The organism is Paenibacillus aceris (assembly GCF_017874035.1).
GTDB classification, from domain to species: domain Bacteria; phylum Bacillota; class Bacilli; order Paenibacillales; family NBRC-103111; genus Paenibacillus_E; species Paenibacillus_E aceris.
Genome location: NZ_JAGGKV010000010.1, coordinates 192,208 through 217,304 on the forward strand (window position 1 = coordinate 192,208; position 25,097 = coordinate 217,304).

The 25,097-nt window shown below is 48.5% G+C and carries 27 protein-coding genes; 12 read left to right on the top strand and 15 right to left on the bottom strand.

Annotated elements, in window-relative coordinates:
* Nucleotides 1-79: 79 nt before the first annotated feature.
* The gene (locus J2Z65_RS19540) at nt 80-2,392 is read left to right on the top strand and encodes a UvrD-helicase domain-containing protein (RefSeq protein WP_167053042.1); all 2,313 of its coding nucleotides are present in this window, start codon (nt 80-82) and stop codon (nt 2,390-2,392) included.
* A 74-nt stretch (nt 2,393-2,466) separates the two neighbouring features.
* A complete protein-coding gene (locus tag J2Z65_RS19545) occupies nt 2,467-3,369 on the top strand; it encodes a manganese catalase family protein (protein WP_167053044.1) in 903 nt (300 codons plus the stop codon).
* Between the two features lie 36 nt (nt 3,370-3,405).
* Here J2Z65_RS19545 and tpx read toward each other — a convergent pair whose 3' ends face one another.
* From tpx to trxB, 3 genes are all read right to left on the bottom strand, one after another.
* Complete coding sequence (gene tpx, locus J2Z65_RS19550) at nt 3,406-3,930, bottom strand: thiol peroxidase (RefSeq protein WP_167053046.1); 525 nt, start codon at nt 3,928-3,930, stop codon at nt 3,406-3,408.
* A gap of 78 nt (nt 3,931-4,008) precedes the next feature.
* Nucleotides 4,009-4,320: a thioredoxin gene (gene trxA, locus J2Z65_RS19555; RefSeq protein ID WP_167053048.1), complete on the bottom strand. Its 312-nt coding sequence runs from the start codon at nt 4,318-4,320 to the stop codon at nt 4,009-4,011.
* Nucleotides 4,321-4,361: 41 nt separating this feature from the next.
* Entirely contained in the window at nt 4,362-5,291 is a 930-nt protein-coding gene (gene trxB / locus J2Z65_RS19560; RefSeq protein WP_167053050.1) for a thioredoxin-disulfide reductase, read from the bottom strand.
* 287 nt (nt 5,292-5,578) lie between these two features.
* Here trxB and J2Z65_RS19565 point away from each other — a divergent pair, with 287 nt between their 5' ends.
* Complete coding sequence (locus J2Z65_RS19565) at nt 5,579-6,493, top strand: peptidyl-prolyl cis-trans isomerase (RefSeq protein ID WP_167053052.1); 915 nt, start codon at nt 5,579-5,581, stop codon at nt 6,491-6,493.
* Nucleotides 6,494-6,811: 318 nt separating this feature from the next.
* On the opposite strand, the gene pdaA is transcribed toward J2Z65_RS19565, so the two are convergent.
* The 4 genes from pdaA to J2Z65_RS19585 all read right to left on the bottom strand — a co-directional run bounded on the left by pdaA (nt 6,812) and on the right by J2Z65_RS19585 (nt 9,887).
* A complete protein-coding gene (gene pdaA / locus J2Z65_RS19570) occupies nt 6,812-7,546 on the bottom strand; it encodes a delta-lactam-biosynthetic de-N-acetylase (RefSeq protein ID WP_167053185.1) in 735 nt (244 codons plus the stop codon).
* A gap of 46 nt (nt 7,547-7,592) precedes the next feature.
* On the bottom strand, nt 7,593-8,165 hold the full coding sequence (locus tag J2Z65_RS19575) for an HD-GYP domain-containing protein (protein WP_167053054.1): 573 nt from the start codon (nt 8,163-8,165) through the stop codon (nt 7,593-7,595).
* Nucleotides 8,166-8,334: 169 nt separating this feature from the next.
* A complete protein-coding gene (locus tag J2Z65_RS19580) occupies nt 8,335-9,090 on the bottom strand; it encodes a sensor histidine kinase (protein WP_167053056.1) in 756 nt (251 codons plus the stop codon).
* On the bottom strand, nt 9,018-9,887 hold the full coding sequence (locus J2Z65_RS19585) for a hypothetical protein (protein ID WP_167053058.1): 870 nt from the start codon (nt 9,885-9,887) through the stop codon (nt 9,018-9,020). The genes J2Z65_RS19580 and J2Z65_RS19585 overlap by 73 nt, the downstream gene beginning before the upstream one ends.
* A gap of 158 nt (nt 9,888-10,045) precedes the next feature.
* Here J2Z65_RS19585 and J2Z65_RS19590 point away from each other — a divergent pair, with 158 nt between their 5' ends.
* From J2Z65_RS19590 to J2Z65_RS19615, 6 genes are all read left to right on the top strand, one after another.
* Complete coding sequence (locus tag J2Z65_RS19590) at nt 10,046-10,687, top strand: response regulator (RefSeq protein ID WP_167053060.1); 642 nt, start codon at nt 10,046-10,048, stop codon at nt 10,685-10,687.
* A gap of 476 nt (nt 10,688-11,163) precedes the next feature.
* Nucleotides 11,164-11,445 (top strand): hypothetical protein, encoded by a 282-nt coding sequence (locus J2Z65_RS19595; protein WP_167053062.1) that lies wholly within the window; start codon nt 11,164-11,166, stop codon nt 11,443-11,445.
* Between the two features lie 144 nt (nt 11,446-11,589).
* Nucleotides 11,590-12,387: an AraC family transcriptional regulator gene (locus tag J2Z65_RS19600; protein WP_167053064.1), complete on the top strand. Its 798-nt coding sequence runs from the start codon at nt 11,590-11,592 to the stop codon at nt 12,385-12,387.
* Nucleotides 12,388-12,496: 109 nt separating this feature from the next.
* A complete protein-coding gene (locus tag J2Z65_RS19605; protein ID WP_167053066.1) occupies nt 12,497-13,471 on the top strand; it encodes an ABC transporter substrate-binding protein in 975 nt (324 codons plus the stop codon).
* 4 nt (nt 13,472-13,475) lie between these two features.
* A complete protein-coding gene (locus tag J2Z65_RS19610) occupies nt 13,476-14,489 on the top strand; it encodes a FecCD family ABC transporter permease (RefSeq protein ID WP_167053068.1) in 1,014 nt (337 codons plus the stop codon).
* A 50-nt stretch (nt 14,490-14,539) separates the two neighbouring features.
* Entirely contained in the window at nt 14,540-15,478 is a 939-nt protein-coding gene (locus J2Z65_RS19615) for a FecCD family ABC transporter permease (RefSeq protein WP_167053188.1), read from the top strand.
* Between the two features lie 309 nt (nt 15,479-15,787).
* Here the strand turns inward: J2Z65_RS19615 and J2Z65_RS19620 are convergent, their stop codons facing one another.
* The 4 genes from J2Z65_RS19620 to J2Z65_RS19635 all read right to left on the bottom strand — a co-directional run bounded on the left by J2Z65_RS19620 (nt 15,788) and on the right by J2Z65_RS19635 (nt 17,797).
* Nucleotides 15,788-16,240, bottom strand: coding sequence for a Crp/Fnr family transcriptional regulator (locus J2Z65_RS19620; protein WP_167053070.1), 453 nt, complete (start codon nt 16,238-16,240; stop codon nt 15,788-15,790).
* A 43-nt stretch (nt 16,241-16,283) separates the two neighbouring features.
* Entirely contained in the window at nt 16,284-16,724 is a 441-nt protein-coding gene (locus J2Z65_RS19625; protein WP_167053072.1) for a DUF6526 family protein, read from the bottom strand.
* Nucleotides 16,721-16,948 (bottom strand): DNA-binding protein, encoded by a 228-nt coding sequence (locus J2Z65_RS19630; RefSeq protein ID WP_167053074.1) that lies wholly within the window; start codon nt 16,946-16,948, stop codon nt 16,721-16,723. The genes J2Z65_RS19625 and J2Z65_RS19630 overlap by 4 nt, the downstream gene beginning before the upstream one ends.
* An 84-nt stretch (nt 16,949-17,032) precedes the next feature.
* A complete protein-coding gene (locus tag J2Z65_RS19635) occupies nt 17,033-17,797 on the bottom strand; it encodes a GTP pyrophosphokinase (RefSeq protein WP_420850762.1) in 765 nt (254 codons plus the stop codon).
* A 229-nt stretch (nt 17,798-18,026) separates the two neighbouring features.
* Here J2Z65_RS19635 and J2Z65_RS19640 point away from each other — a divergent pair, with 229 nt between their 5' ends.
* A complete protein-coding gene (locus J2Z65_RS19640; protein ID WP_167053076.1) occupies nt 18,027-18,821 on the top strand; it encodes a hypothetical protein in 795 nt (264 codons plus the stop codon).
* Between the two features lie 194 nt (nt 18,822-19,015).
* Here J2Z65_RS19640 and J2Z65_RS19645 read toward each other — a convergent pair whose 3' ends face one another.
* Nucleotides 19,016-20,314: an NCS2 family permease gene (locus J2Z65_RS19645; RefSeq protein ID WP_167053078.1), complete on the bottom strand. Its 1,299-nt coding sequence runs from the start codon at nt 20,312-20,314 to the stop codon at nt 19,016-19,018.
* A 214-nt stretch (nt 20,315-20,528) separates the two neighbouring features.
* Between J2Z65_RS19645 and J2Z65_RS19650 the strand changes: the two genes are divergently transcribed.
* Entirely contained in the window at nt 20,529-21,338 is an 810-nt protein-coding gene (locus J2Z65_RS19650) for an MBL fold metallo-hydrolase (RefSeq protein ID WP_167053080.1), read from the top strand.
* A gap of 299 nt (nt 21,339-21,637) precedes the next feature.
* Here the strand turns inward: J2Z65_RS19650 and J2Z65_RS19655 are convergent, their stop codons facing one another.
* Together J2Z65_RS19655 and J2Z65_RS19660 are read right to left on the bottom strand one after the other, a co-directional pair.
* Nucleotides 21,638-22,129 carry a CocE/NonD family hydrolase gene (locus J2Z65_RS19655; RefSeq protein ID WP_167053192.1) on the bottom strand — a complete coding sequence of 164 codons (492 nt, stop codon included), beginning with the start codon at nt 22,127-22,129 and terminating at the stop codon, nt 21,638-21,640.
* A gap of 24 nt (nt 22,130-22,153) precedes the next feature.
* The gene (locus J2Z65_RS19660) at nt 22,154-22,645 is read right to left on the bottom strand and encodes a CcdC protein domain-containing protein (RefSeq protein ID WP_167053082.1); all 492 of its coding nucleotides are present in this window, start codon (nt 22,643-22,645) and stop codon (nt 22,154-22,156) included.
* A gap of 229 nt (nt 22,646-22,874) precedes the next feature.
* Between J2Z65_RS19660 and J2Z65_RS19665 the strand changes: the two genes are divergently transcribed.
* Nucleotides 22,875-24,143, top strand: coding sequence for an MDR family MFS transporter (locus J2Z65_RS19665; RefSeq protein WP_167053084.1), 1,269 nt, complete (start codon nt 22,875-22,877; stop codon nt 24,141-24,143).
* A gap of 348 nt (nt 24,144-24,491) precedes the next feature.
* Here the strand turns inward: J2Z65_RS19665 and J2Z65_RS36145 are convergent, their stop codons facing one another.
* On the bottom strand, nt 24,492-24,635 hold the full coding sequence (locus J2Z65_RS36145) for an HD-GYP domain-containing protein (RefSeq protein WP_193580768.1): 144 nt from the start codon (nt 24,633-24,635) through the stop codon (nt 24,492-24,494).
* Nucleotides 24,636-25,097: the final 462 nt, after the last annotated feature.

Genomic DNA, 25,097 nt, shown 5'->3' on the forward strand with positions numbered 1-25,097 from the left:
ATTGTGATAAAATAGGTAGTTCAGTCCTCAGGCAATGCAAGAAAAAAGCAAGGAAACAGCAAGGAACAGGTGATAACCAATGAACTCTCTATCTATTTACCCTACTCCATCAGGCTCTAAACCTGCCACTGAGCACAAGGTTCCGCATGCGCAGCTGGCACGATTAACGAATAGCACGGATTTTGTTCCCGACGACGACCGGGATGCTTATTTTTTTCGCGATTTGGAACGCCACCGAATTTTACTGAATGAAGCGCAGGTACAAGCCGTTCGCCATTTCAAGGGCCCTCTCCTCACATTAGCGGGTGCTGGCTCAGGGAAAACAACGGTGCTGGTATGCCGAGTCGCTTATTTGCTGCGTGTTCACAGGGTTCATCCGTCGAACGTGCTGCTGATTACTTTTTCGAAAAAAGCCGCCGAAGAAATGCGGGAACGCCTCGCTTCCCTGCCAGGTCTTGACGCAAGTATAACCCATTCGATGCAAGTCCGAACTTTTCATGCCTTTTGTCTGCGATTGCTGCGGATGAACGGATTCGCTCAGGAAATTTTGAGCGACGGCCGCTATCAACAAATCGTGTTCAAACGCATTATGCTGGGGATGGGACTTCAAGATACTTATCAGCCCGAAGTTCTCATTTCTCTCCTTTCCTCCTATAAAATGCAGTTGATCGATGTCAGCGACCTTCCCGAGGAGACGGATGAAGATAAGGAGATGAAACGAATTTTTCTCCAGTATGAGCAGTGGAAAATGGAACAGAGGAAGATCGATTTCGATGATATTTTAATCCTTGCTCACCAACTGTTGAAGCAAAACGCGGATATTCTGCGCTCGCTGGAGCGAAAGTTCACTTATATCAGCGTCGATGAGTTTCAGGATACGAACACGGTACAGTATGAGATTATTAAAATGATTGCACACAATCATCAAAATTTGATGGTTGTCGGCGATGATGACCAGACCATTTATTCGTTTAACGGCGCCCGGAATGAATTTATTTTACAATTCCATGAGCAGTATCCAACAGCAAAAACAGTTACACTCGATATCAATTATCGCTCCACTTCGAGCATTGTCGGGTTAGGGAATGCCATCATTAAGCATAATGTGCAGCGCAAGAGCAAAACGCTGCTTGCCACCAAGCAAAGTGAAACGAAACCTCTGTATGTAAAGCCTGCCAGCAGCGATGATGAGGCCGATTGGTTAATCAACGATATCCGGGTCAAAGTCGCTGAGGGTAATTGTTCGTTTGGGGATTTTGCTATTCTGTACCGGACGCAAAGCAACAGCAGGGCCATTATTGAGCAGTTAATTCTGCATAATTTACCTTTTGTCGATTATGGCAGCAGCGATTCCTTCTATGAGCAGTGGATGGTGAAGCCGATTATCGACCATCTTCGGATTGCTCACGAACGACGGAATTTCGAAGCCATAGAGGGTGTCCTACCCTCATTATATATAGGTCGTGACCAAGGCATGCGGATTATTCAAGAACAGGAAGCGATTCAGGCCAAAAAGTGGCCGCTCATCCACCTGCTGGGCTTGCCGCAGCTGAAAGATTTTCAAAAGGAAAAGTTGAAAAGCCGCATCCGTCTCATCAAAACGCTTGCCGAGATGAAGCCGCTGGAAGCCATTCAAGCGATCCGCAAGGACTTCTACGACGCTTTCCTGGAGACGAACAAACGCAGCAAGCTTACGCATCACCGGGAAATGCTGAAGGAAACACTGGACGAGCTGGAGTCCTCTGCCAAGCGTTTCGATTCGGTGGAGCAGTTTCTTTATTTTATCCATGAAGTCGCAGAAAAACGCACGGAGATGAGCGCCCTGCAAAAAGACCATGCCGCGAACAAAATTTCGCTCATGACGATCCACAAATCAAAGGGCCTCGAGTTCAATGTGGTCTACTTGCTCTGTGCGATTGAGGGCAACATGCCGCACAGCTCGGCACTGGAAGCGAACCAGCTGAACGATGTTCAGCTGGCAGGTGTTACGGCGCGCGACAAGACTGCCGCCGCGCTGGAGGAAGAACGGCGACTCGCCTACGTCGCCGTCACGCGCGCCAAGGCCGAGCTGCTGATCAGCTCGCCGGCGTATTATCGCGGGAAGAAGGCGGAGCCTTCCCGCTTCCTGCTGTCCGCGTTCCCTGACGCGGACGGGTCTGGCAGCCGCAAGCCTGCGGCGGCTGTGAGCGTGAAGGCAGCCGCTCCGCGGGCGGCTGCCGCTGCGAAGCCCGCCGCGACGGAGCTCGTCGCGGCGTGGGTCTGCAACCAGGCCGGCTGCAAGGCCTGGTCGCGCATTTCTTCGCCGCAGGAATCGCGGCGAACGGCGAAGCCCTGTCCCTTGTGCGGCGGGGCTATGGTCAAGGGCAGCAGGCTCGTTCCTCCTGCCCGATAGCACGCGGCGGCTTGCATGATTTGCCGCCGGCTTGGTTAGAATACACCCGTATCTGACCAGTTGGAGGGATCATTTTGATCAAACGTTTCAATCGCTTAGCCATTGAACTGCCGCAGCCGACAACCGCCGATCCGAATGCAGCTGCCGCTGTCCAAGAATTACTCGGCGGCAAATTCGGGGAAATGTCCACACTGAACAATTACATGTTTCAGTCGTTTAATTTCAAGAATAAGACGAAGTTGAAACCTTTTTACGATCTCGTTTCGAGCATTACGGCCGAAGAGTTCGGTCATGTCGAGCTGGTGACGCACACGATTAATCTGTGCTTGGCCGGTTCAACGAAACCCGGCGATCCCGATTCTACGCCGCTGGCGGCAGCCAAGGATGTTCGCAATACGCAGCATTTCATCTTTGCAGGGCAGAATGCTCTACCCGTGGATTCCATGGGCAAGGCGTGGACCGGGGAGAATGTATTTAACAGTGGCAATCTTATCCTCGATTTGCTGCATAACTTCTTTTTGGAGTGCGGTGCACGCACGCATAAGATGCGCGTCTACGAAATGACAAGCCACCCCGTCGCCCGCGCTATGATCGGCTATTTGCTGGTTCGTGGAGGCGTGCATGTTGTGGCTTATGCCAAGGCGCTTGAAATGGCTACCGGCGCAGAAGTGACCAAGTTGATACCGATTCCGAGCTTGGACAACAAAGCGTTCAACGAGACCCGCAAGTATGAAGAAAAAGGGGTCCACCGTGTGCTCTATCGCTTTAGTGATGAGGACTATAAGGATCTGGAACAAATCTGGAAAGGTGCCCATCCCGAGGATGGTGGCGATTTGGTCGTCAAAGAAGGCATTCCCGAAGGGGGCCCGATTCCTGAGTATGCCGATACACCGGAAGAATTTGCTCCAGGCATATTCACGGAGGATTTCATGAAAATTGCCGCTAGGCTGCAGCAATCCGCCGGGATTAAAATATAAAAAGGACGAAGCCGACGGCTTCGTCCTTTTTGCATATTACACAAGCTCTTTCAACGCTTGAAGCGCCGCGTCATAATTCGGATGCTCTTTCATTTCTGTTAAATACTCTACATAGCGAACGGTATTATTGGTATCTAGAATGAAAACGGCCCGTTGATCAAGCTGAATCTCTTTAATCAATACCCCGTACGCTTGACCGAAGGCACGATTTTTGTAATCGGAAAGGGTAATGACTTTATCAATTCCGGCAGCTCCGCAGAACCGGCTTTGTGCAAAAGGAAGATCGACCGAAATCGTCAGGATGACCACGTCATCTCCAAGCTTGTCAGCTTCCACGTTAAAACGGCGTGTCTGAGCATCGCAAGTCCCTGTGTCTACCGAAGGAACAACGGAGATCAGCTTCACTTTACCTTCGAAATCCGACAAGCTAACTTCTGTCATGAGATCCTTATTCACCTTGAAATCAGGCGCTTGATCGCCAACTTTAATCTCTGGACCTAGCAGTGTTACCGGATTTCCTCCAACTGTAGCTACTCCTGTGCGCTCTTGTAATTGTGTCATCGTAATGCCTCCTGAATAATTTTTTGTTTTGTATGCTCAATTCCTTTAAATGTTAAAGGTTAATTGGATCTGGCTCGATTAAGCTTGATCGATAACGGCTTTAAGCTTTTCTTTGGACTGCACGCCGACAAGCTGGTTAACGACTTGACCGTCTTTGAAAACAAGCAAGGTCGGGATACTCATCACGTTATATTTGGCAGCTGACTCCGGGTTATCGTCCACATTGATTTTTACGATCTTCGCCTTTGCCCCAATCTCGGTTGAGAGTTCATCCAAAATCGGAGCGATCATTTTACAAGGTCCGCACCAAGGTGCCCAGAAATCGACGAGTACGGTGCCCGCACCGGTCTCATTTTGAAACGTTGCATCGGAAATTTGGTTAACTGACATGGCTGATTCCTCCTAGTAAATGATTGTTATTTGATAATGCCTCACGCATGCTGTTCGGAAATAAATCGCTCTGCATCAAGTGCCGCCATACAACCGCTGCCTGCCGATGTGATGGCTTGGCGATAGATGCGGTCCTGTACATCGCCACAGGCGAATACACCAGGCACAGTAGTTTGGGACGTTCCCGGAATGACCTGCAGGTAGCCGAGCTCATCGGTTGGCAGTTGACCGCCCAAGAAGCCGGTATTCGGTGTATGCCCGATGGCCAGAAAAATACCGTCAGCCTCAAGCAGCTCCTCCTCGCCAGTCTCGTTGTTGAGCACCTTCAATCCGCTTACCCCCATAGGTCCTGCTGCCACTTCAAGCGGCGTGCGGTTTAGACTCCAGGCAATCTTCTCATTGCCGCGGGCGTGATCCTGCATGATTTTCGATGCCTTTAGCTCATCACGGCGGTGCACAACGCGCACTTCAGATGCAAATCTGGTCAAGAATTGCGCTTCCTCCATCGCGGTATCCCCACCGCCAATCACGATGATTTTCTTATTCCTGAAGAAAAATCCGTCGCAAGTCGCACAGGTGCTGACGCCTCTTCCGATATTCTCCGACTCACCGGGGATACCCAACTTTTTGGCCGAGGCTCCCGTAGAAATAATTAGCGAATCAGCCGACAATTGGCCTCCATCCTCTAAAAATAAAGTAAACGGCCGTTTCGACATGTCGACTTCCGTAACCCGACCCGACTGGATCGTCGCACCGAAGCGTAACGCCTGCCTCCGCATGTTGTCCATAAGCTCTGGCCCCATAATGCCATCGGGAAACCCTGGGAAGTTATCCACTTCGGTTGTTGTCGTTAACTGACCTCCCGGCTGAATGCCTTCGATGACAAGCGGCGCAATATTTGCTCTTGCGAGATATATGGCAGCAGTTAATCCTGCTGGTCCCGTACCGATAACGATCGCTTTGTAGTGCATAGGACTGCCTCCTTTAGAAACTGTGCTATTTATTCGTTATGTTTCAATATACTTTGTAAGCAAATAAATTTGATGCGAACCTTATGAACAAATCATATCAAGTTTAATCAATATTGTCAACAATTATATTGTGTACAATGTAATTTGGGGCATCAACTCTTTTCACCGAACTTCCAGCACTCCCCTGCTCATTCATTAAACTTTCAGTTAGCCTTCATGTGGGCTTCAGATTCCATTGAGATAATAGCAGCATGTCATCCAAGAGACACAAACTGAAGGGAGCAATTATGACAAATACACATAGATCATCTAATCGCACGTGGAAATGGGTGTCGGCTATACTGGTGCTCAGCTTTATCGCTTATATCGCCTTCTACCCTCCGATGAAGAAAACAGCTCAGAGTGCAGCAGAGCCTGTAGCTAAAGTTAATGGGGTTACCATCAACTCTGACCAGTTGTATCAAGCTATGCTGGCCAGCGGGGGCGCGCAGACGCTTGATTCCTTGATTTCTGAAGAACTTATTAACCAGGAAGGGCAAAAAGCTGGAGTTCAAGTTACCGATGAGGATATTGACAAAGAAGTCGCTTCCGTTAAAGGCTCTTATGGTTCAGATGCTGAGTTTCAGCAGGCCCTAACTTCCTATGGCATGACAATAGACGATTTAAAGAAAAGCATGAAGTCGCAAGTACTCTTGAAAAAGATTCTAGCGCCTCAAGTTAAGATCACCGATGATGATATCAAAAAATACTACGATGAGAATCTCGAAACTTTGAAGGTGCCGGAGCAAATTCAGGCTTCCCACATCTCCGTTGCAACGAAAGAAGAAGCGGATGCCATTCTGGCTGAACTGAAAAACGGCGGAGACTTTGCCACACTTGCCAAAAGTAAATCGTTAGACACCGCGACCAAGGACAACGGCGGATCTCTTGGCTACATTTCCAGCGGCAACATGGACGAAGCGTTCGATACCGCGGCCTTTGCTTTAAAAGCAGGCGAAACCAGCAGTGCCGTTAAGACAAGCACAGGTTACGACATCATTAAAGTAACGGACCGAAAAGCAGCTTATACCCCTACCATGGAGGAGAAAAAAGAGGACATTAAAACAGCGATCACCACTCAGCAATTAGCCTCTCTCTCGACCACATGGCTGCAGGATAAAAAGTCACAATCAACCGTTGAAAATTATTTAAGCAAAGCCTAATCATGTACAGTTTCGTGATACCCTGAAGATAAGGACACTACGATCCTTTATTTACTCCGAAAGCAGCCATTCAGGCGATGAGCGAGAACTACATTCCATTATTTTCACAAATTTGAACAAAATGGACCACTTGGGGGTTAAATAGGAACTTGTAGTTCCACTAAAGCTCCGAATGCAGCCGATTTTGAACAAATAGAGGATTCTAGTTCCCTTTATCGAAAGGGCCGCCCTCAAGTAGAAAATCTACTTTGAGGGCGGCCCTTTGTGAGTTCTTTATTAAGTTAAGCCGGATGGCACCTGCTAGAGCCCTTTTACTCCTTATGGTGTACGCATCTTCATCTCGTCCAGACTCTTGAACACATACCCCTGACTTCTGGCATCGTCAATAATTTTGCCAAGTGCCTCCGTATTGTCTTTGGATACGGAATGCAGCAAAATCACCGCTCCTGGGTGCAGCTGCGCCATCACATTTTTGTAAGCATAGTCCCAGCCCTTTTGCTGCTTAGGTTCCCAGTCACGGTACGCAACGGACCAGAATACGTTCGTATAGCCAAGCTGCTGGCTGACGGCCAAGGATCGCCCGTTGAAGATGCCCCGCGGCGTGCGCAAATAATGCATCTCCTTCTGCCCTGTAACAGCGCTAACACCGTCTCTGACTTGGTCGAGCTCTTTCTTGATGCGGTCCGCCGAGATTTGGCTCATATCCGGATGGCTCCAGGAGTGGTTGCCGATCAAGTGGCCCTCCGCCGCCATGCGCTTCAGCAGTTCAGGCTCGGTTTTGATGTAATGCCCGGTCACAAAGAAGATGGCAGGCACTTGCTTTTCTTTTAACACATCCAGAATTTTACCGGTATAGCCCTGCTCGTACCCATTATCGAACGTCAGGTACAGTTCCTTCATAGCAAGATCACCTGTAAAAATAGCCCCATGCTGCTTCAACAGACTCTTGAAGCCTTCCTCATCAATGGACGGGCGCTGTCCATTGACGCTTTTTTTGAAGCCGAAATGATAAGACCCGTCAGCGGATACGAGCGTGGCCTGTCCGAGCAGCATCGCCAGCACGACGGTAAGGATACGGATGTAATTCACGGGTGCAGATTCACTCCTTGCCTTCTGTGGTTTGGTAAAGCCTACATAGACTTTTACTAATATGCCTCAGAGAAGACAAGAGTAGGCGTGCTTTTGGCAGGGTAATATTGGATGCTAATCGATCACTTTTCCGGAGATCTCTGCGATATCCGCGCGGAAGGAATGTCCCGCCAGCTTCTGAATTTCTGCATAGGCTTCGCGCTGGGACATCTCCTGCCTGTAGGACCGCGGCGTCGTTAGCGCAAGGAATACTTCCACCTAGGCAATACGGGTAGCCGGTGCCGTCCACTTTTTCATGGTGGTACAGGAAAGATTTCTCCACTTCTTGAAAATCAGGGATTCCTTCACATAATTCCTTTGCCATGTAGCAGTGCTCTTGGACGAATTCGAACTCGGACAGCTTTCCTTCCTTTTCGAACATATAATCGGGGAGCTTGATCCTGCTTACGAAATGCAGAAGAGACAACAGATCAATTTCCCACTCCTGTACGCGCAATAAGGATAACACCGCCAAAATCGTGCTGCCTAATGTATACACTCCTTTGGTTGTTGCCGCAATAATCGGCGAAACGTCTCCAACCATAACCCTCTCATCACTTCATCAACGGTGGAAAGTATGACCTCGGGACTCGTATCTTTCATTAAGTAACCATCCACACCAGCTTGAAAAGCCCGATAAATATCCTCACTTTCATCAAGGCAGAATATGAAGACCTTCTCTGACAATGGAACGGTCATCCGCAATGACGACTTTATACATAAGCAATATTCCTTTCACGTGGAATAAATGCAGTAACTGTTGTTCCCACCGCCTCCTCCGTTTCGAAGAGGATTGTGCCGTTCAAGGCTCTGATCCGGCTCTCCATGCCACCTAGTCCGAACTTTCCCTCTTGATGCACACCCACTTTCTTCATTCCGATTCCATCATCCATAATAGTTACCATCAATTGGAAACTCGTAACTTCTATCGCCACGTGAAGATGCTTCGCTTTCGCGTGCTTAATGACGTTCTTGGCCGCTTCTTCCACCAAGTGATAGATCTCGCCTTCAATATCCGCCTGTTCCTGCGAAACCCAACCGATATGTTCGAAGACCGGCCGCACGTCTGTGTTTTCCGTAATACGCTGCAGCAGTTTCTCAATGGCATGGTGGAGATTGAATTTTCTCTTTTCATTCTTCAGCTCAATTATGAATTGCCGCATGTCCCGGTGGCTTTCTTTCACCTTTTTCTCGATCTCGGCCACATAAGGGAGCAATTCGTCACGCGCATGTGCGGGAAGCGCATTTTTCAACTGAAACAGTTGAATCGAAATGAAGAACAACTCCTGCGTGATGCCATCATGTATGTTTTGGGCAATCGTATTGCGCTCCATAGCGACCGCTGTTTCTTCTGCGTCCAGCAGTTGCTCATCACTGAAATGAAAAGCTTCCAGCCTCATGAGAATGAATTGGATATACATTTTGTGCAGAACGGACAGTTCGTTCTTTTCCGCTTCACTAGCAGCCATCCATAGAATTTCCCGTTGCGGTCCAGCAGCGTCTGGATATACAGAGCCTCCAATTCACCTGTCGGAGAAGGCAGCTGGGCGTACATTCTCTGACTGTGCAGGGGTGAATTATGCTTCAAATAGTTCGTAAAATAAGTATGCTTCCAGCTCTGTACTTTCTCACTCTGCCTTGCGCTTGCCATGCAAAGCATCACTTCACGCTCATCCAAAATCTTCTTAAGCATCCCTTCTATGTATAGAACGGCTCCTTGCCTTAATGGCTGCCGCGCCATAAAGCGAGTCGAATAAATCATCACAAGCTTGCGGTATTGTTTACGTACGCCTTGCAAGGTATAGTGCACAAAACTCACACTGCTGAAGTAGGCCAACACGACAAAACTATAATCAAAATGGTTCAGAAGATACATATACACAGGTCCCTCAGAAATCAGTGCAAAGATAATCGGGAGGAGGAGCGTGTAGCTGAGACAGATTGGATAATACTTTCGCCATGTCACAAACCGCTTAACCATCAAAAGTCCAGTAAAACAGTATATTAAAAATGGAGAGGACAGCCCCCCTGTTAACCAGAGCAGATAGATCCCAAAGCCAATATCAAAGGCAGACGCTGCAATGGCCGTGATTCGATCCATTTTAAATACATATAACAGGCTGTAGACAGTGTGAAAAAGAACAGCGGCTAACAGCAGTCCCGGCGTTACGTTCCCCGATTTGGTATAAATCAAGAGCCCCATCAACAGGAGCACCCATCTGCACCAAAAAAATAAATATAAGCCCGATTTGTTGGAGACATTCATGCTGATCTACTCCTAAACTTTATGAATTCTTAATGGTTTTTCGACTATTTTTGTTATACAATGAATCAGTCGATTCAATTCGTAGGTAGAAAGAACTAGGTATTTATACCCAAAATTAGTATATCATAGATCGCATCATTTTGGAGGGAACCCGATTGATGAATATGATTATCCTTGATGATCACCCGCTTGTCCGCAAAGGCATTTGCACGATTGTTTCATCCGGTCAATCCATGAATATTGTTGGGGAAGCTGCGAATTCGAAGGAAGCACTGCTGCTTCTGGATCAGACACACCCCGATCTTGTCCTTGTAGACTTGAACTTGGGGAATGAGAATGGATTAGATTTTATACAAATGGCCCGAAGGGCGGGACATGCTTGTAAATATATGATTTTAACCTCATCGATCACGCAAAGTGAGCTTCAGCTCGCACAATCCATGGAGATTGAAGGCATCTGCTTAAAGGAAGCGTTTCCCGAAGACTTGTTGTATGCGATTGAAGTTGTGGCTCGCGGTCGTAAGTACTACGACCCTGTGTTAATGGGCTCCATGATGACGCATAGAGCAGGCAGAGAAAAGCAGGAGCTGTCTGAACTGACTCCCAAAGAACTTGAAGTGCTGATGTCGCTCGGCAAGGGCCGTTCCAACAAAGAAATCGCAAGCGCTCTGTACATCACAGAGTTCACCGTTAAAAATCACGTAAGTCAGGTTCTAGCCAAATTAGAACTGGCGGATCGGACGCAAGCCGCTTTATATGCTTTATCCAAAGGGCTGGTTCAATTCGAGTTGCAGCATTAGATCGCATAGGTACAAAAGAAAGATCCGCCGGGATAACCCGTCGGTTCTTTCTGCTTTACAGGTCAAGAGGTGCTGCAATTTGGTGCATTGGCAGCAAGGCATACGCCGTACTCATGATGAGGAGAGTTGAGAAGCTCAATGATACGATCACCACTTTGCGTTTCAAACGAATCATCGCGCTGCCCTGCCTCCTTCTTGCTCTGCACTTGCTTACAAATTTATTGTAGCTATGCATACGTTTTGAGACTTCACTCGCAAGTGTAATTTGTCCCTACTACCTTGGAGGTATTAAAGGTATACTTTCGTACCAGACCGATATGTACGGACCCCTGATTCAAACACGCCCATCCTGTGTAATAAGGTAAGTCCCCAAGCCATTTCGCGAGCTCTTGCATATACTGGAGCAAGACCCTTGGGGACACACAACCCTTCAGCCGATCAGACTGCAGGCACATAACGATGTACGGTGGTAATCTATGATGACAAAACGAATTATGGCTGCAAAATATGACCTGCTCCACGTTCTCGGTCTAGCTTCCGAGGAAGATATTTACAATGCCCAATATAACGGACAGTCGCTGGCCGATATCGCCGAAGCCAATAAGGTCGATGTCCAAAAAGTAATCGATCTGCAACTCGCGGAGCTAACCGAACAGCTCGACGAGCGCTTGTCGAGCGGCAGCATCACGCTTGAGCAATATTACGCCCAGCAAGCTGAGCTGCCTGAGATCATTATGAGAAGCGTCTACGCACTATAACAGATCCCTATCCTATTCGCAGGCTTCGCACTACCAAAAAGCGCCCACTTGGGGCGCTTTTCCATGTTTTCACCCTTGTTGCAAACCTCTAACTGTGTCACTATCAAATGAGAATCATTACGAGGTTAGGAAAGGATCTTGCTTATGAATTTTCAACAGCTTATTCCCCTCGTCCCGCTCATTGAGCAGATCGAGACCTGCAGTGCCCCGATAAACATAGAATGTCCGACCGGAATGCACCGGCTTATTATTGTGCGGCGCGGCCATATTACCATACATAGACACGACCAGGAACCGACGGTCTGTTCACAAGCCTATGCGTGCCATCCCGATCATGGCCCTTACGCTATTCAGGTTCCCAAAACCAAAACCGTCGAATACGTCATCATTGCCTACAGGATGTTACCGGAAGGGAGCATCTGGTCCCAGCACGGCCCTCTCACAACCTTAAGTGAGATAAAAATTCACTACATGTTGGACGAGCTGCTTCGAACGACGGAGGACCTTCATCCGCTGACGGATGAAGAAATAGCCGCTCACACATTTCGAAAGCGCATGATGCTGGAGCGCATTCTGTTCATTTACTTATATGAATCTCATCTGACGCAGGACAAAAAGTCCTCAACGGAATCGATCGAGGAGATCCTTTCCTATATGAACGAACACTACATGTTGGAGCTGTCGCTTCCGATGTTGGCTAGACGAGCAGGCATGAGTGTCGGTTATTTAACGGTTTTATTCAAAAAGCAGACCGGGATGACGATGATGAATTATTTGTACACCCTGCGTATTGAGAAAGCGAAGCAAATGTTTCTTCATACCGATTTACTCGCCAAAGAAGTCGCCGGACGCGTCGGATTCGTGGATTATTTCCATTTCAGCAAAGTATTCAAAAAAAAGACCGGAACTTCACCCTCGGAATTTCTGGCTAACCAGCATTAAATCTAATAATGGGACATGTTCATTATGCATATTAGACATGTCCTAACTGTGAAATATTGAGTATTATTTCAAATGAGAATAATAATCATTGTCACGGGGGAATGCACAAATGAAACACTATTTTACTCGTTTTAGCCTGATCGCACTGATCACCGTATTTGCGTTAAGCCTTGCAGCTTGCGGCAAATCGACGAATACCGAAACGGCAGCAACAACCACTCCGGCTGCAGCCAGCCAGAAGCCTACCGCTCAAACGGACGGTAAAATTACCGTGCAGGATGCTACAGGGACACTCGAACTGCCTAAGAAACCGGAGCGCATCGTTGCCATGGAGTTCGGCTTTACAGACATCCTTGTCACCTTAGGTGTACAACCTGTAGGCGTTGCCGACGACGACAGCCCGGATCTTCTGATGGATTCTGTAAAAGCTCAACTAAAATCCTACAAATCCGTAGGTTCCCGCTACGAGCCTAACATTGAGCTGATTTCCTCACTGAAGCCTGATTTGATCATAGCGGACATCAACAAGCATAAAAATGCGATTGCGCAGCTAAAAGGCATTGCACCGGTTCTCGTATTGGACGATTTCCAAGCTGACTACAATCAAATGCTGAAAAATGTCGGCATCATCGCGAAAGCAGTCGGTAAGGAAGAGGAAGGCAAGAAACGTCTGGCTGAGCACCAAGCTAAGGTAGAAGCGATGAAAAAGAAACTAGGCGCAACAAACCTTCGCGTACTTCCAGCTGTTGTGAATCCCAAAGGATTCTTCGCACATTCGGATCACGCTTACAGCGGTTCTTACCTAGCAATGCTTGGTTATACGGATCCAGTAAAAAATACCGCAGCCTATCCGCAAATTACGCTTGAACAGCTCGTTGAAGCAAACCCGCAAGTTCTGTTCCTGATGCCAACTGAGAAAGAAACGATTGTTAAGCAATGGGAAACAAACCCTCTATGGCAGAAAATTGATGCTGTAGCTAACAAGAAAGTATTTACTGTAGAGCGTCGTGACTGGTCTCTATCGCGCGGATTCCTCGGATCCGAGAAAATTCTTGATGACATCGTGAAGAATTTGGGGCAATAGTCCGATGAAGCCTATAACTGAGAAGCAGAGCCAGAAATGGCCTCTGCTCTTCCTATTTTCTGCTGCTGCTCTCGTGATGCTGATCGGTGTGATCAGCAGTTTGAAGTGGGGCCAAGCCCCTGTTTCTTGGCGCACTTTATTCGAAGCGGTGACTTATCAGGGCAGCGACAAAGCCCATCTTTACATACAAACACTCCGTTTGCCGCGCGCCATCATGGCGTGTATCGTAGGGATGCAGCTCGCTTTGGCCGGCATGCTTACCCAATTAACAACCAAGAATCCGCTGGCATCTCCGCATATATTCGGAATTAACGCCGGGGCTTCGTTAGCTGTTGTAATCGGGCTAGCTTTTTTGCCCCATTTCGGTAACTTCGGGCTCATCGGTTTCGCCTTCGTCGGGGCCGCCTTAAGCGCGCTGCTAATCTGGTCGCTTGCGGGCGCGGGACGCGGGCAGTATGTGCGTCTAGCCCTTGCGGGAATCACGATCCACTTCCTCATGTCTTCATTGACGGAAGGCCTCATTATCATGAATCAGCACGCGACGGATAGTATGATTTTCTGGCTGGTTGGCTCCCTGAACCAAGCAGGATGGTCGGATGTACGGATCATTTTGCCTTTTTTCATTGGCGGAATGGTCTTATTCAGCCTTATGCTCCCGGCGTTCAAACTGCTGCTGCTCGATGACGACATCGCCTCTGGCCTGGGCCAACGCGTGAATATCGTACGCGGTATCAGCATCGTGCTTGTCATCGTGCTCGCCGGCTCTGCCGTAGCCTTATGCGGTCCGATCGGTTTCATCTGCTTGCTTGTTCCGCATATCGCCCGTGCGATGATCGGACCTAACTTAAACATTCTGGGTCCGATGACGGCTCTGCTTGGAGGAATATTGCTCGTATATGCCGACTTTCTCAGCCGTTTCATCGCTTTTCCGTTCGAATCACCGGTTGGCATCGTGACCGCTGTCATCGGCGCGCCTTATTTCATTTACTTGGCTCGCAAGCAAGGAGGTGCGAAGTGAGAAGATTTACACATACATCTTCCCTCTCTTTGATAGTCGCCCTTGCGGTCATGCTCGTCCTAGCCACCCTATATGTTCATGTGGGTGCCGTGCGGATTCCACTTAAAGAGGTATGGGCCGGCTTAACGGATGCGAAAAGCTCAACTTACTTCATCGTGCATCAAGTCCGCTTACCGCGCGTCTTCGTTGCGATATTAGCGGGCTTCGGCTTAGCCGTCGGCGGTGTTATTCTGCAAGGCTTGGTAAGGAATCCTCTGGCCAGCCCGGACGTGGTGGGGATTACGAAAGGAGCCGGCTTCATGGCGGCCGCAGTGCTCTTTCTATTCCCCAAGTCGCCAAGCTACGTCTTGCCGATTGCCGCCTTCGTCGGCGCCTTCCTAGCCTTCTTGCTCCTGCTGCTGCTCAGCCGGCGCTTAACACTCACGCCCGCCTCGCTAGCCTTGGTAGGCGTCGCCATTGGTACTGTGTTCCAAGCCGGCACACAGTACTTGATCATTCGACACCCCAGCGACATCAACATGGCGCTGCTCTGGCTATCCGGCAGCTTGTGGAGCCGCAATTGGCACGATGTTTATACACTGCTGCCGTGGATCGCAGTGCTCTTGCCCATCGTGTGGGCGAACTTTGCGAAGCTGAACATTTTTCTGCTTGGCGATGACATTACCGCCTCGCTTGGGCTTAACATCGTGAGGCAGCGCTTCCTGCTGCTGCTGCTCGCCGTTGCTTTGGCCGGCATCTCCGTGTCGGCCGTGGGCGCGATCGGCTTCATCGGCCTCATCGCACCGCACATCGCGCGCAGCATCGTCGGCAGCCGGCATCAATGGCTGATCCCGCTGGCCGCTGTCATCGGCGCGGATCTGATGCTGCTCGGCGACTTGCTCGGCCGCATCATTATCCTCCCGCGCGAGGTGCCGGTAGGGATTATGACCGCCGTCATTGGCGCGCCGTATTTTATTTATTTGCTGCGCAAGGAACGTCTGCGCCGATAAACATGGTTAGGATCCCGCCCCCCGTACCTGCAACTGGCAAGTAGGCTTGGGGGAAGCTCGGCTTGTAAATTCGCTTTTATTTAGGGAACTTCATTCCCCTATTTATGCGAAATGAAGTATGACGGGGGTTCGTGGGGAACTGCAGGGTCTTATCTCACCTCAATCATCCAAATATGTGTCCAGTACAGCGAAATAGCGGACCGCTGGTTCCCTTTCCCCCGCCCAAAGGGCTATTTGGGGCAAATAGCGCCCTATACTTCCCTAAAAGCCCTTGGACTTCCATACCAATTTGCCAATGGCCACGCCACATTACGAAATAAAAAGGGCTTCCTTGAAGGTCAGACAAGACCTTTCAAAGAAGCCCTTTACTTTTAGTTCATGCCTCACAGCCGCTCCGCGATCACATGCATCATACTGCGCAGAACGTCGATGTTCTGGAAGTAGAAGGTCATCACCTGATCCCGATGAAGCTGCAGCAACAGGGCAGTTTCCTGCGCCGTGCAATCTGCCGAGCGTGGACATAAGCCCGGATTCCGCTGAATCCTCTGCAGCTGCTGGCCCTTTCGCTAGTTCGGATCGCAGACTGCGGGAAAGCTGCTTCATCATTTCCACTGCAATGCTCGTTTGGTCGAAGATCATATCGTAGAAAACTGTTGAATCCAGCCGCCACAGAAGGACATCCTCCTCTGCCCGAATAATCGTTGCGGTCCGCGGTCCCTGACTGAGCAACGCCACCTCGATTAAACGAACATTTTTCAACAAAAAAAGACACATCCTCCTGGGACATGTCTCTTTCTTTTAAATACTATATGCGGTAATCGTCGCCTCTCCAGCTCTTAATAGACTTCTTAATCGCATCAGGTGACAACTGCTCAGCAGCCGCCTTCTCGGATAGAGCCGGGAATTCCGCGTCGGAAGCAAAGCGCAAAGCAGCAATTTGGCCAATTGCTAGCCTTGAATCCAGCAGCTTCTGGGTCAAAACATAGTGCCTAAGATTCTCTTCTGCACGTATCGCGCGATCCTGTGCTTTCATAGGATAGGTACGAATCAGCAAGAAGACGACGATCACGATAATAGAAATGATCAGAAATAGAAACGAGGGAAGCACTCCATTCCCCGATTGCAAGGATCTAACCAGTTCGATGATCGACAAAATAAGTAAAACTAATGCCAGCAAAGAGAATACAAAGTGAAACAACGGATGCATTCTACGGTGATTCGCATAGGTTTGATTGCCATTACTCATGATTTCCCCACAATCTCATCGATCTCGCTTTTCAATAGCAAGTAACGGTGAACACTTCTCATAATAGGCACCTTGGTTAAATTGTGTTTGTCAACATACTGCTTCATCTGATCCTTCGTTAAACCTAATGATTTTCCAGCTTCCATCACCGTTAATACCACTTCGTTACTTGTAGCATTAAACGTTGTTTTCACCTTTTGATTCCAATCCTCAAATGTCTGCATGTCCGAAGCAACACCCTTCTGTTCCAATCCTTCCATTATACCACAGAAGTGAAAAGAGACATCATCCATTTCTAGGATATGTACTTACTTGGCCTCCTCCTCATTTAAAAGTCCCAGCAGAGCCTGCGGCAGCGCAAATTGCTGATTGTTAATGACGATCTTATTCAGCTTATCGCTTGCCACAACCTCGGAAGTCTGCTCTTCTTTAATCTCTTCAATTTCGGCATGCAGGCGTTCCATTTGCAGATCGAGTGCAGACGCCGCGACGGCCGCTTGTTTGAGCTCCTCCAGCAAACGCACCGGCACTGTTTGATTGCCTTCATTGAACTTATAAAATATTTTATGTTCCAAGCTAGCCCAAAAGTCCATAGCGATCGTACGGATTTGAATTTCGATGCACACACTTTCTTGACGATCCGTCAAATGTACCGGAACCTCGATTAACAAATGAAGACTTTGATAGCCATTCGGCTTCGGATGCTTGATGTAATCCTTCTCTCCCAGCACCTTTAAGTCGCTTTGGTTCTTGAGCATATTGGAGATGACATAAATATCGGACACGAATGAGCACGTAATCCGCATGCCTGCAATATCTTTAATGCATGCTTTTATCCCGTCAAAAGACATTTCTCCGCCTTTTCTACTTAGCTTATGAAAAATGCTTTCCGGCGATTTCAAGCGGGACTTGGTATGCTCGATCGGATTATATTCATGCAGCAACTCGAATTCCTGCACTAGTATTTCTACGCGGGTCTCCATGGCGTCCAAAGCGAATTTGTAAGTCATCATAAATCTGGTTATATCGTGCTTAAACCGTTTCAAATCATTCATAGAAAGTTGATTCATCATAGCAGTTCCATCCTTTGTTCGTGGTTATTTTACCAGTCTTATCTAGTGTAAAGTACGAATGCGCTCGGAGCAAATTTGGCGTTCGTATTGACACTTTGCAGGGTCGCTTGGTATAGTACATCTATCATATTTCGAGTAAATACTTACGTTGGAAGCACCCGTAGGATAAGGCTTTTGCCTTTCTTGCAGGTGCTTTTTTGTATTTCCCGAAATTAAAGGAGGCTTCTATTTGAAGAATTTCATTTCACTTCTCGCCGCTTTCGTTCTACTCTCAGTCATTTCGGTGGAGGCGGCTGCAGCAGCACCTATTGAAATCACAGCCGCACTCCTCGAGAAAACCATGGCCTCCGCTACCCAGACTCAGGCCAATCGCATCCATTCCTTGCAGGACGAGCTGCTCACCCTTCAGAAACAAGAACAAGATTGGGACACTACGATTGCTTTGCAGCATAATCAAAATAAAGAAGCCCAAGCAGCGCTAAGCCAACAAGCCAAAGAGATCGATAAACCCCAATTAGCCAAGCTGGAGGAGGATGTCCTGCAAACGAGAGAACGGTACAAACCATTATTATCCCGTTACACGGCATTAAATAAACAGATTGAAACCGTGCGCCCGCTCAAAAACAAAAGCTTAAATACCCTGCTCCGGCTTCAAGCCGCTGCCTTGAAAATTCCTGTGCAGCTGGCTCGTGCAGACATACAGGCAAAAGAGAAAGTCCGGCAAGCAGCCAAGGAGCAATCCTCCAAAGCTGCGAAAAAAGTCCGAAGTCTCCTCGACGATCTGGATCCGGTGAACGCGCAAATTAAAGCTAAGCAAAGTGCCGTGAAGTCATCCCGGAAAAGCTTATCCCCGTTATGGAGCGGCTTTAAAAAAAGCGCCAAACAAGGGGATGCGATTGGGGTCCAAAGCACCCTCAGCTCCATGGTTTCCCTTCTGCGCCAAATCAACGAGGAGAAGCAGCGAATCTTCAAGCTCGAGACCAACGTCCGTGATAAGCTTGCTGCCATTAAAAAAGACACCTGATCAGGTGTCTTCCGGTTCCTTTAATTCATTTTGTAAGTCTTGATAATGTCCTGTAAATCCTGAGCAATGCTTGCTAACTTTTGCGAGGAAGAAGTCACTTCTTGTGCGGATGCCAGCTTCGCTGACACTTGCTGCGCCACTGCCGCCTTTGAGCCTAATCTATGAGGCTGCTGCCCGTTAAAGATATTTCAGCTTCAATGGGTGAAGAACACAATCTGAATAAAAAACAGCACCGCAAACAGATAAAAAATCGGATGAACATCGTTGCGTTTCCCGCGGAGCAGCTTTAACACCGGATAGACGATAAACCCGATACCGATCCCAGTGGCGATACTATAGGTTAAAGGCATCAGCACCACGATCAGAAAGGCCGGAAAGGCTTCCTCCAGATCCTGCCACTCGATTTTGCGCAGCACGTTCATCATTAGGAAACCAACGATGATTAGCGCAGGAGCTGTAATAGCCGGGATGCTGGCAAGCACCGCGATGATCGGTGAGAAAAATAATGTCAATGCGAGCAAAACGCACACCGTAACCGCCGTGAGCCCTGTCCTCCCTCCAACTGCGACACCGGAACTGGACTCAATATAAGCCGAGGTGGGACTCGTACCAAGCAGGGCCCCTGTCGAGGTTCCGATCGCATCGGCCAGCAGCGCGCCCCGTGAACGCGGAAATTTATTGTCTTTGAGAAGTCCCGCTTGCTCGGCAACCCCGAGCATCGTCCCTGTTGTATCAAAAAGTGTTATCAACAAAAACGTAAAAATGACGGCATACATTCCCCCGGAAAACACGCCGTTGATATCCAGCTGAAATGCTGTGGCGGAGAGTCCGGAAGGCGCTGAAACGAATGTCTCCGGCATCGTCAGCAGACCTGTTATCCATGCCAGTATAGCGGTAATCAGCATGCCGAAGAACAAAAAGCCCTGCACCTGATAAGCCATCAGAATGAGTGAAGCTATCAGACCAATGATCGTGAGCGATGTCATGGGTTCTCTGAGATTGCCCAGCGTTAGCAGCGTCGCCGGAGATGCTACAATGATTTTGGCATTTTGCAGGCCGATAAATGTGATGAATAAGCCGATACCCGCTGTTATGGCGTGCTTCAAGCTCGCAGGAATAGCATCCAGCAGCATATATCGGAAAGTTGTCAGCGATAACACAATGAACAAAGCCCCTGCGACAAAAACTGCGCCTAAGGCAACCTGCCAACTCACACCGCTTCCTCCCACAACGCTAAAGGCGAAATAAGCATTCAGCCCCATGCCCGGCGCAATCACAATCGGGTAGTTCGCAAAAAGCCCCATTATCAGCGTGGCCACAATACTCGCCAGTACCGTTGCAATAAACACTCCGTGGAAATCCATGCCCGCTTTACTCAGAACCCCCGGATTCACGATCACAATATAAACCATAGTCAAAAACGTCGTAACCCCCGCCATGAGCTCCGTTGGAACGGTCGTGCCTCGTTCTTTCAACTTAAAAAGCGTGTTCATTGCTGATTACCTCCAATAAACGGGATTTGTTTTTCTATTCTTCCCTTTGTTTGGAACCTTAGTAATCATTTTTCTGCATTGACAGCGCTGCCAGGCGACGATACAATTGGCAATAAACAACAAGATCACAACAATAAACAACACTAAATATTCATGAAACAACATTCTTTGTTTGATTTTCATGATGCTCTACGACGTCAAGGAGGGTGTATTTATGAAGGTCCATTTCCTGGGTACAGCGGCTTTTGAGGGAATTCCATCGCTATTCTGCCACTGTCTCACCTGCAAACAAGCCCGTGAACGCGGAGGGCACAATATTCGCACCCGCACCTCGGTGATGATTGATCACGACCTGAAGGTAGATTTCCCGCCCGATACCTTCATGCATTCGCTCCAATACGGGGTGGACATGAACAGCGTGAAAGACTTGCTTATCACCCATTCGCATTCTGACCATCTGTATGCCGAGGATATGGCCATTCGCGCCGAAGGCTATGCCCAATCAGGCGACGAAACCATGCATGTCTATGGACATGACATTCCTTTCCGTCTATGCTTTCAAGCGCTTAATGGGCTGAAACACAACTATAAGTTTCACCGGGTAATTCCGTTTCAGCCTGTCCAAACGCAGACGGCCACAATCGTTCCGCTGCTGGCGGATCATGACCCGCTCGAAACATGCCTGCTTTATTCCATCGAAAAAGACGGCAAAACCATTTTGTACGGCAACGACAGCGGTTGGTTTCCGGACGAAACCTGGGCTTGGCTGAAGGATAAACAATTCGACATGGTCATTCTCGAATGCACTACGGGCCGAGTCGGACACAGAAACAATCATATGAACGTGGATGCTGTACTCGAAACAAAAACGTGGATGGACGAGGTCGGTGTCTTAAAGCCGGGCGCGCAAGTTTTCGTTACGCATTTTTCCCATAATGCAGGGTTGTTGCATGAGGATTTGATTGAAATTTTTCAGCCGCATGGGATTGTGGTTGCGTATGATGGGTTGATTGTGGAGCTATAAGCTCGTGGCTGGCCCGAGCATTAGAGTTTAGCTTGTTCTACAGCGTTAACTTGGACAGCATGAGCGTTTGGCATCCGTTAACTTTGGAAACAGCGTTACGGCAGGATTTTGGGGTGGGAGTAAGAGGCTCTGGCTCTGGTTGTCGAGTCGGCCCTATCGGCCGTCTCACTGCCACTTCACGCCCCCTCTCCTCCTGAGAGGGCCTTTTTCAACCGCTCGCGCCTCTCCCCGCAGCCATTGAAAAACCATTCAAAATCAAAAAGACACCCCCAAAGGGTGCCTTCTCAATTCTCATATCCTCACGAAAGAATCGGCAGCTCTGGCGAATCCAATCCATTGCGGTACTTCGCCCGTACGATGTAATTGGAAAGCTTAATGGAATTGCCTAGATCATCGACATCGCTCAAAGTAACCACCCAGTCCGTATCAACCCCGGTGCTAGCCGCAAACAGCTCACACGACAGCTCGCCCGCCACAGTCAAATCGCTCTCCAGCACATCGCTCGTATATACGAGAATATCGCAGCGAAGCTCATGCTTTCGCATGTTCTCCGGCTCTCTTTCACCGCTGTCGGCAACCGGGTCCTCCGGGTTATAGATATACGTATCCGCAGGACTACGACGAGGAGGAGTCTCTAACTTCAGCACCCCGTCTCCATGGCTAGAATTGGCCCGCCCATTGCTGCCCAAATACAAATTGCTAACCTTCGCCTCGGCAGGTGTCCAATCTTCCGACGTCCGCCACTCGTTACTCCCAACAACGTAATACGTCGCTCTAGGCTCCTGATCAATGCCATTGGTGCTCTACTCCACTATTCAGTTAACACTGGCTTTGCGGTACTTCACGAAGCTTCCGACGCGCCATACACAAATGTATAAATAAGCCATCAACATCGTAAGAACTGTAAATTCTGTATAATCCAGTCCTTTAAAATATTGCGAAAGCGCGATGCGAATGGCCAGCACGGCGATGATGACATACTTGAAGTTTTTGTTCGGCTTCGAGTAGACATACCCGTCTTCCCGCTTCTCATAGCCGGTATGATACAGCATAATGCTGCCAAGCCCAATTCCCAGCAGGACGGCGCACAACATCTCCCAAATCACGGGTAAATGAAAAGGATGATCAGGAATCTTGGTCAACGAATAAATGGAAAATCCAAAAACGACAGGAAGCAAAATAACGGGAATTAACATTCCTATGCCTTTGTTTCTGATCGGACGTTTTTTGCCCCGGGTTCTGAACCATAACACCAGTATGATGATCAGAGCACCAACGCCATACCCGATCAACGTTTGAGCATTCATGATAGTTTTTCCTCCTGTTGATGCATTTTATATAAGTATACACGACTCATGAAGGTATTCATTCAGACGCGGGTCACATTCTAGCTCCGTCTCTAGACCGATACGCTGGCAAGACAGGTCTGCCTTATACGCCAATATTCCGATTATCCGTATGTTCTTCCTTCGTTTTGTTTCTCTAGGAACAGTGGTAGTATGATACATAAAGACTTTCAACTAGAGGTAATAGCAGATGAGAATGAAAGATTGGGATATCAATTTAAAAATCCGCCTCGGCGGAGAGACCGCTTTTAACGTCATTTTTTGGACGTTTTTTCCATTTCTGTCGATCTATTTTGCGAATTCCTTCGGCAAAAGCTGGACAGGCATTCTGCTGATCTTATCGCAGACGCTGTCTGTTTTCGCCAATTTGATGGGTGGCTACTGCGCAGACCGGTTTGGACGCAAACGGATGATGGTTATTGCGGCCTTCGGGCAAAGCATCGGCTACGGCATCTTCGCCCTTGCCGCTTCGCCGCTCCTGGCGATGCCCATTCTCGGCTTCGTCGGATTCAGCTTCGCCAGCATGGCCGGCTCCTTATACTGGCCAGCGAGTCAGGCAATGGTCGCCGACGTAGTGAAGGAAGAGCACCGCTCCAGCGTCTTTGCCATCTTCTATACGGCCGCGAACATGTCTGTCGTTGTCGGTCCGCTGCTCGGATCCATCACGTACAAGGATAATCCGTACATCGTACTTACCGCAGCATCCGTGTTCTGCCTCTTCCTCTCTATGACGATGAGCCGCACCTTGCACGAAACGCTGCCTGAGCAACTCGCCGATCGCCACCGCTCCACGGCTGGCGAGCCTTGGTACCGCTTCTTGGCTGCCCAGCTGCGCGATTATAAGGTCATTGCAGCCGACCGTGTCTTCCTGCTGTTTATTCTAGCAGGCGTGCTGTTGTCTCAGACTTTCATGCAGTTAGATCTGCTGTTTCCCGTCTTTATGGAGGAAACTGTGAAATTAACGACGATCTTCTCCTACGGAGACTGGAATCTGCAACTGTCGGGCAAGCAGCTGTTCGGACTGATCGTATCCGAGAACGGCCTGTTCGTAGCTCTCTTTACTGTCGTAGTTACCAAATGGATGCTTGCTTACAGAGATCGCTATGTATTCATCGGCGGCGCGTTATTCTATGCGCTGGGCATCGCTATGTTCGGCCACATGTCCACATTCTGGGGCTTCACGCTCGCCATTGCCGTTTTCACGTTGGCTGAGCTCATGTCGGCAGGCCCGCAGCAAGCCTTCGTCTCCCGGCTGGCTCCTGAACATATGCGCGGCCAATATTTTGCCGCAGGCAGCTTGCGGTATACCCTTGGGCGTACCTTAGCGCCGCTGTCAATCCCGATCTCCTCGTGGATCGGTTTCTCGTGGACGTTCATCCTGCTTGCGGGAGTCGCCGTAGTGTCTGCCGTCTTGTACAATATGATGTTCAATCGGTATGAGCGTCAAACGGCGGCTTAATAAATAATATAGGAATGCAAAAAGAAGTACCCGCTGGGGTACTTCTTTTTACATTTCCTCACATCAGACCTTTCTCTCTCCCTTAAGGCTTGCACCCGCTGCGTACCGCGTCATGCAGAAAGAAATGGTTGGAATGTGCATAGCTTTCTTGTGCATATCTCAATCTGTGGATATGTTTATATCTCAACTGGGAGTTATACACATCAAGGCTTTATTGCCTGTGTGTATTGTGGACAATTCTGTGTATAAGATTCCTAATACGGGACATTTCTGATGCCTTCTATATGCAAGAAAATGTCCTGTCCTTTTTTCTCCAGTCATCTTTAGGAACACGCCGGTAATTTCGGGTCAAATTGAGTCCCTCGATTTTTTCGGATCAAAAGAATCCGCTATAGACAAGTTACGGGCTAATCGGGGAATTTGCTCCCCTTTTAACCTTTCGGGATATCCGGTCCCGTCATACCTTTCATGATGATATAGAATGATATCCAAAATAACGCTTTATTTCGAACGAGGGGAAATGCTTAACCTTGTTATAACCAATGGTAGCATGCTGTTTAATAGCATCATATACTTCCTCTGTTAGAGGTAAATCATATCGCATTGCCGATTGGATAGCTTCATTTCTGTGGCTATTAAAAAAGCGTACTTTGCTACATTCTCCGAATGAAAGGCGGTATGCGGATCTCTGGAATCCAACGATTTCGCTAGTGCAAAGGTTAGATTCAATGTATTCTTTTTCTCCCGAATATACAGCCTTATCGAAGTGGATACAGACAATATGGCTAATGTGTAGGTCAACCACTGAGATACAATCACATGTGAGCTAAGCGGATGTCCGTATGGGGCATAATGATCGCTGATTCATATCAAAACGCCTGCTACAACAATTTGTACAGATAAGTTTTTCCAAAATGTAAAGCCTATCGCTAATTTTCGACACCAAAATGCAGG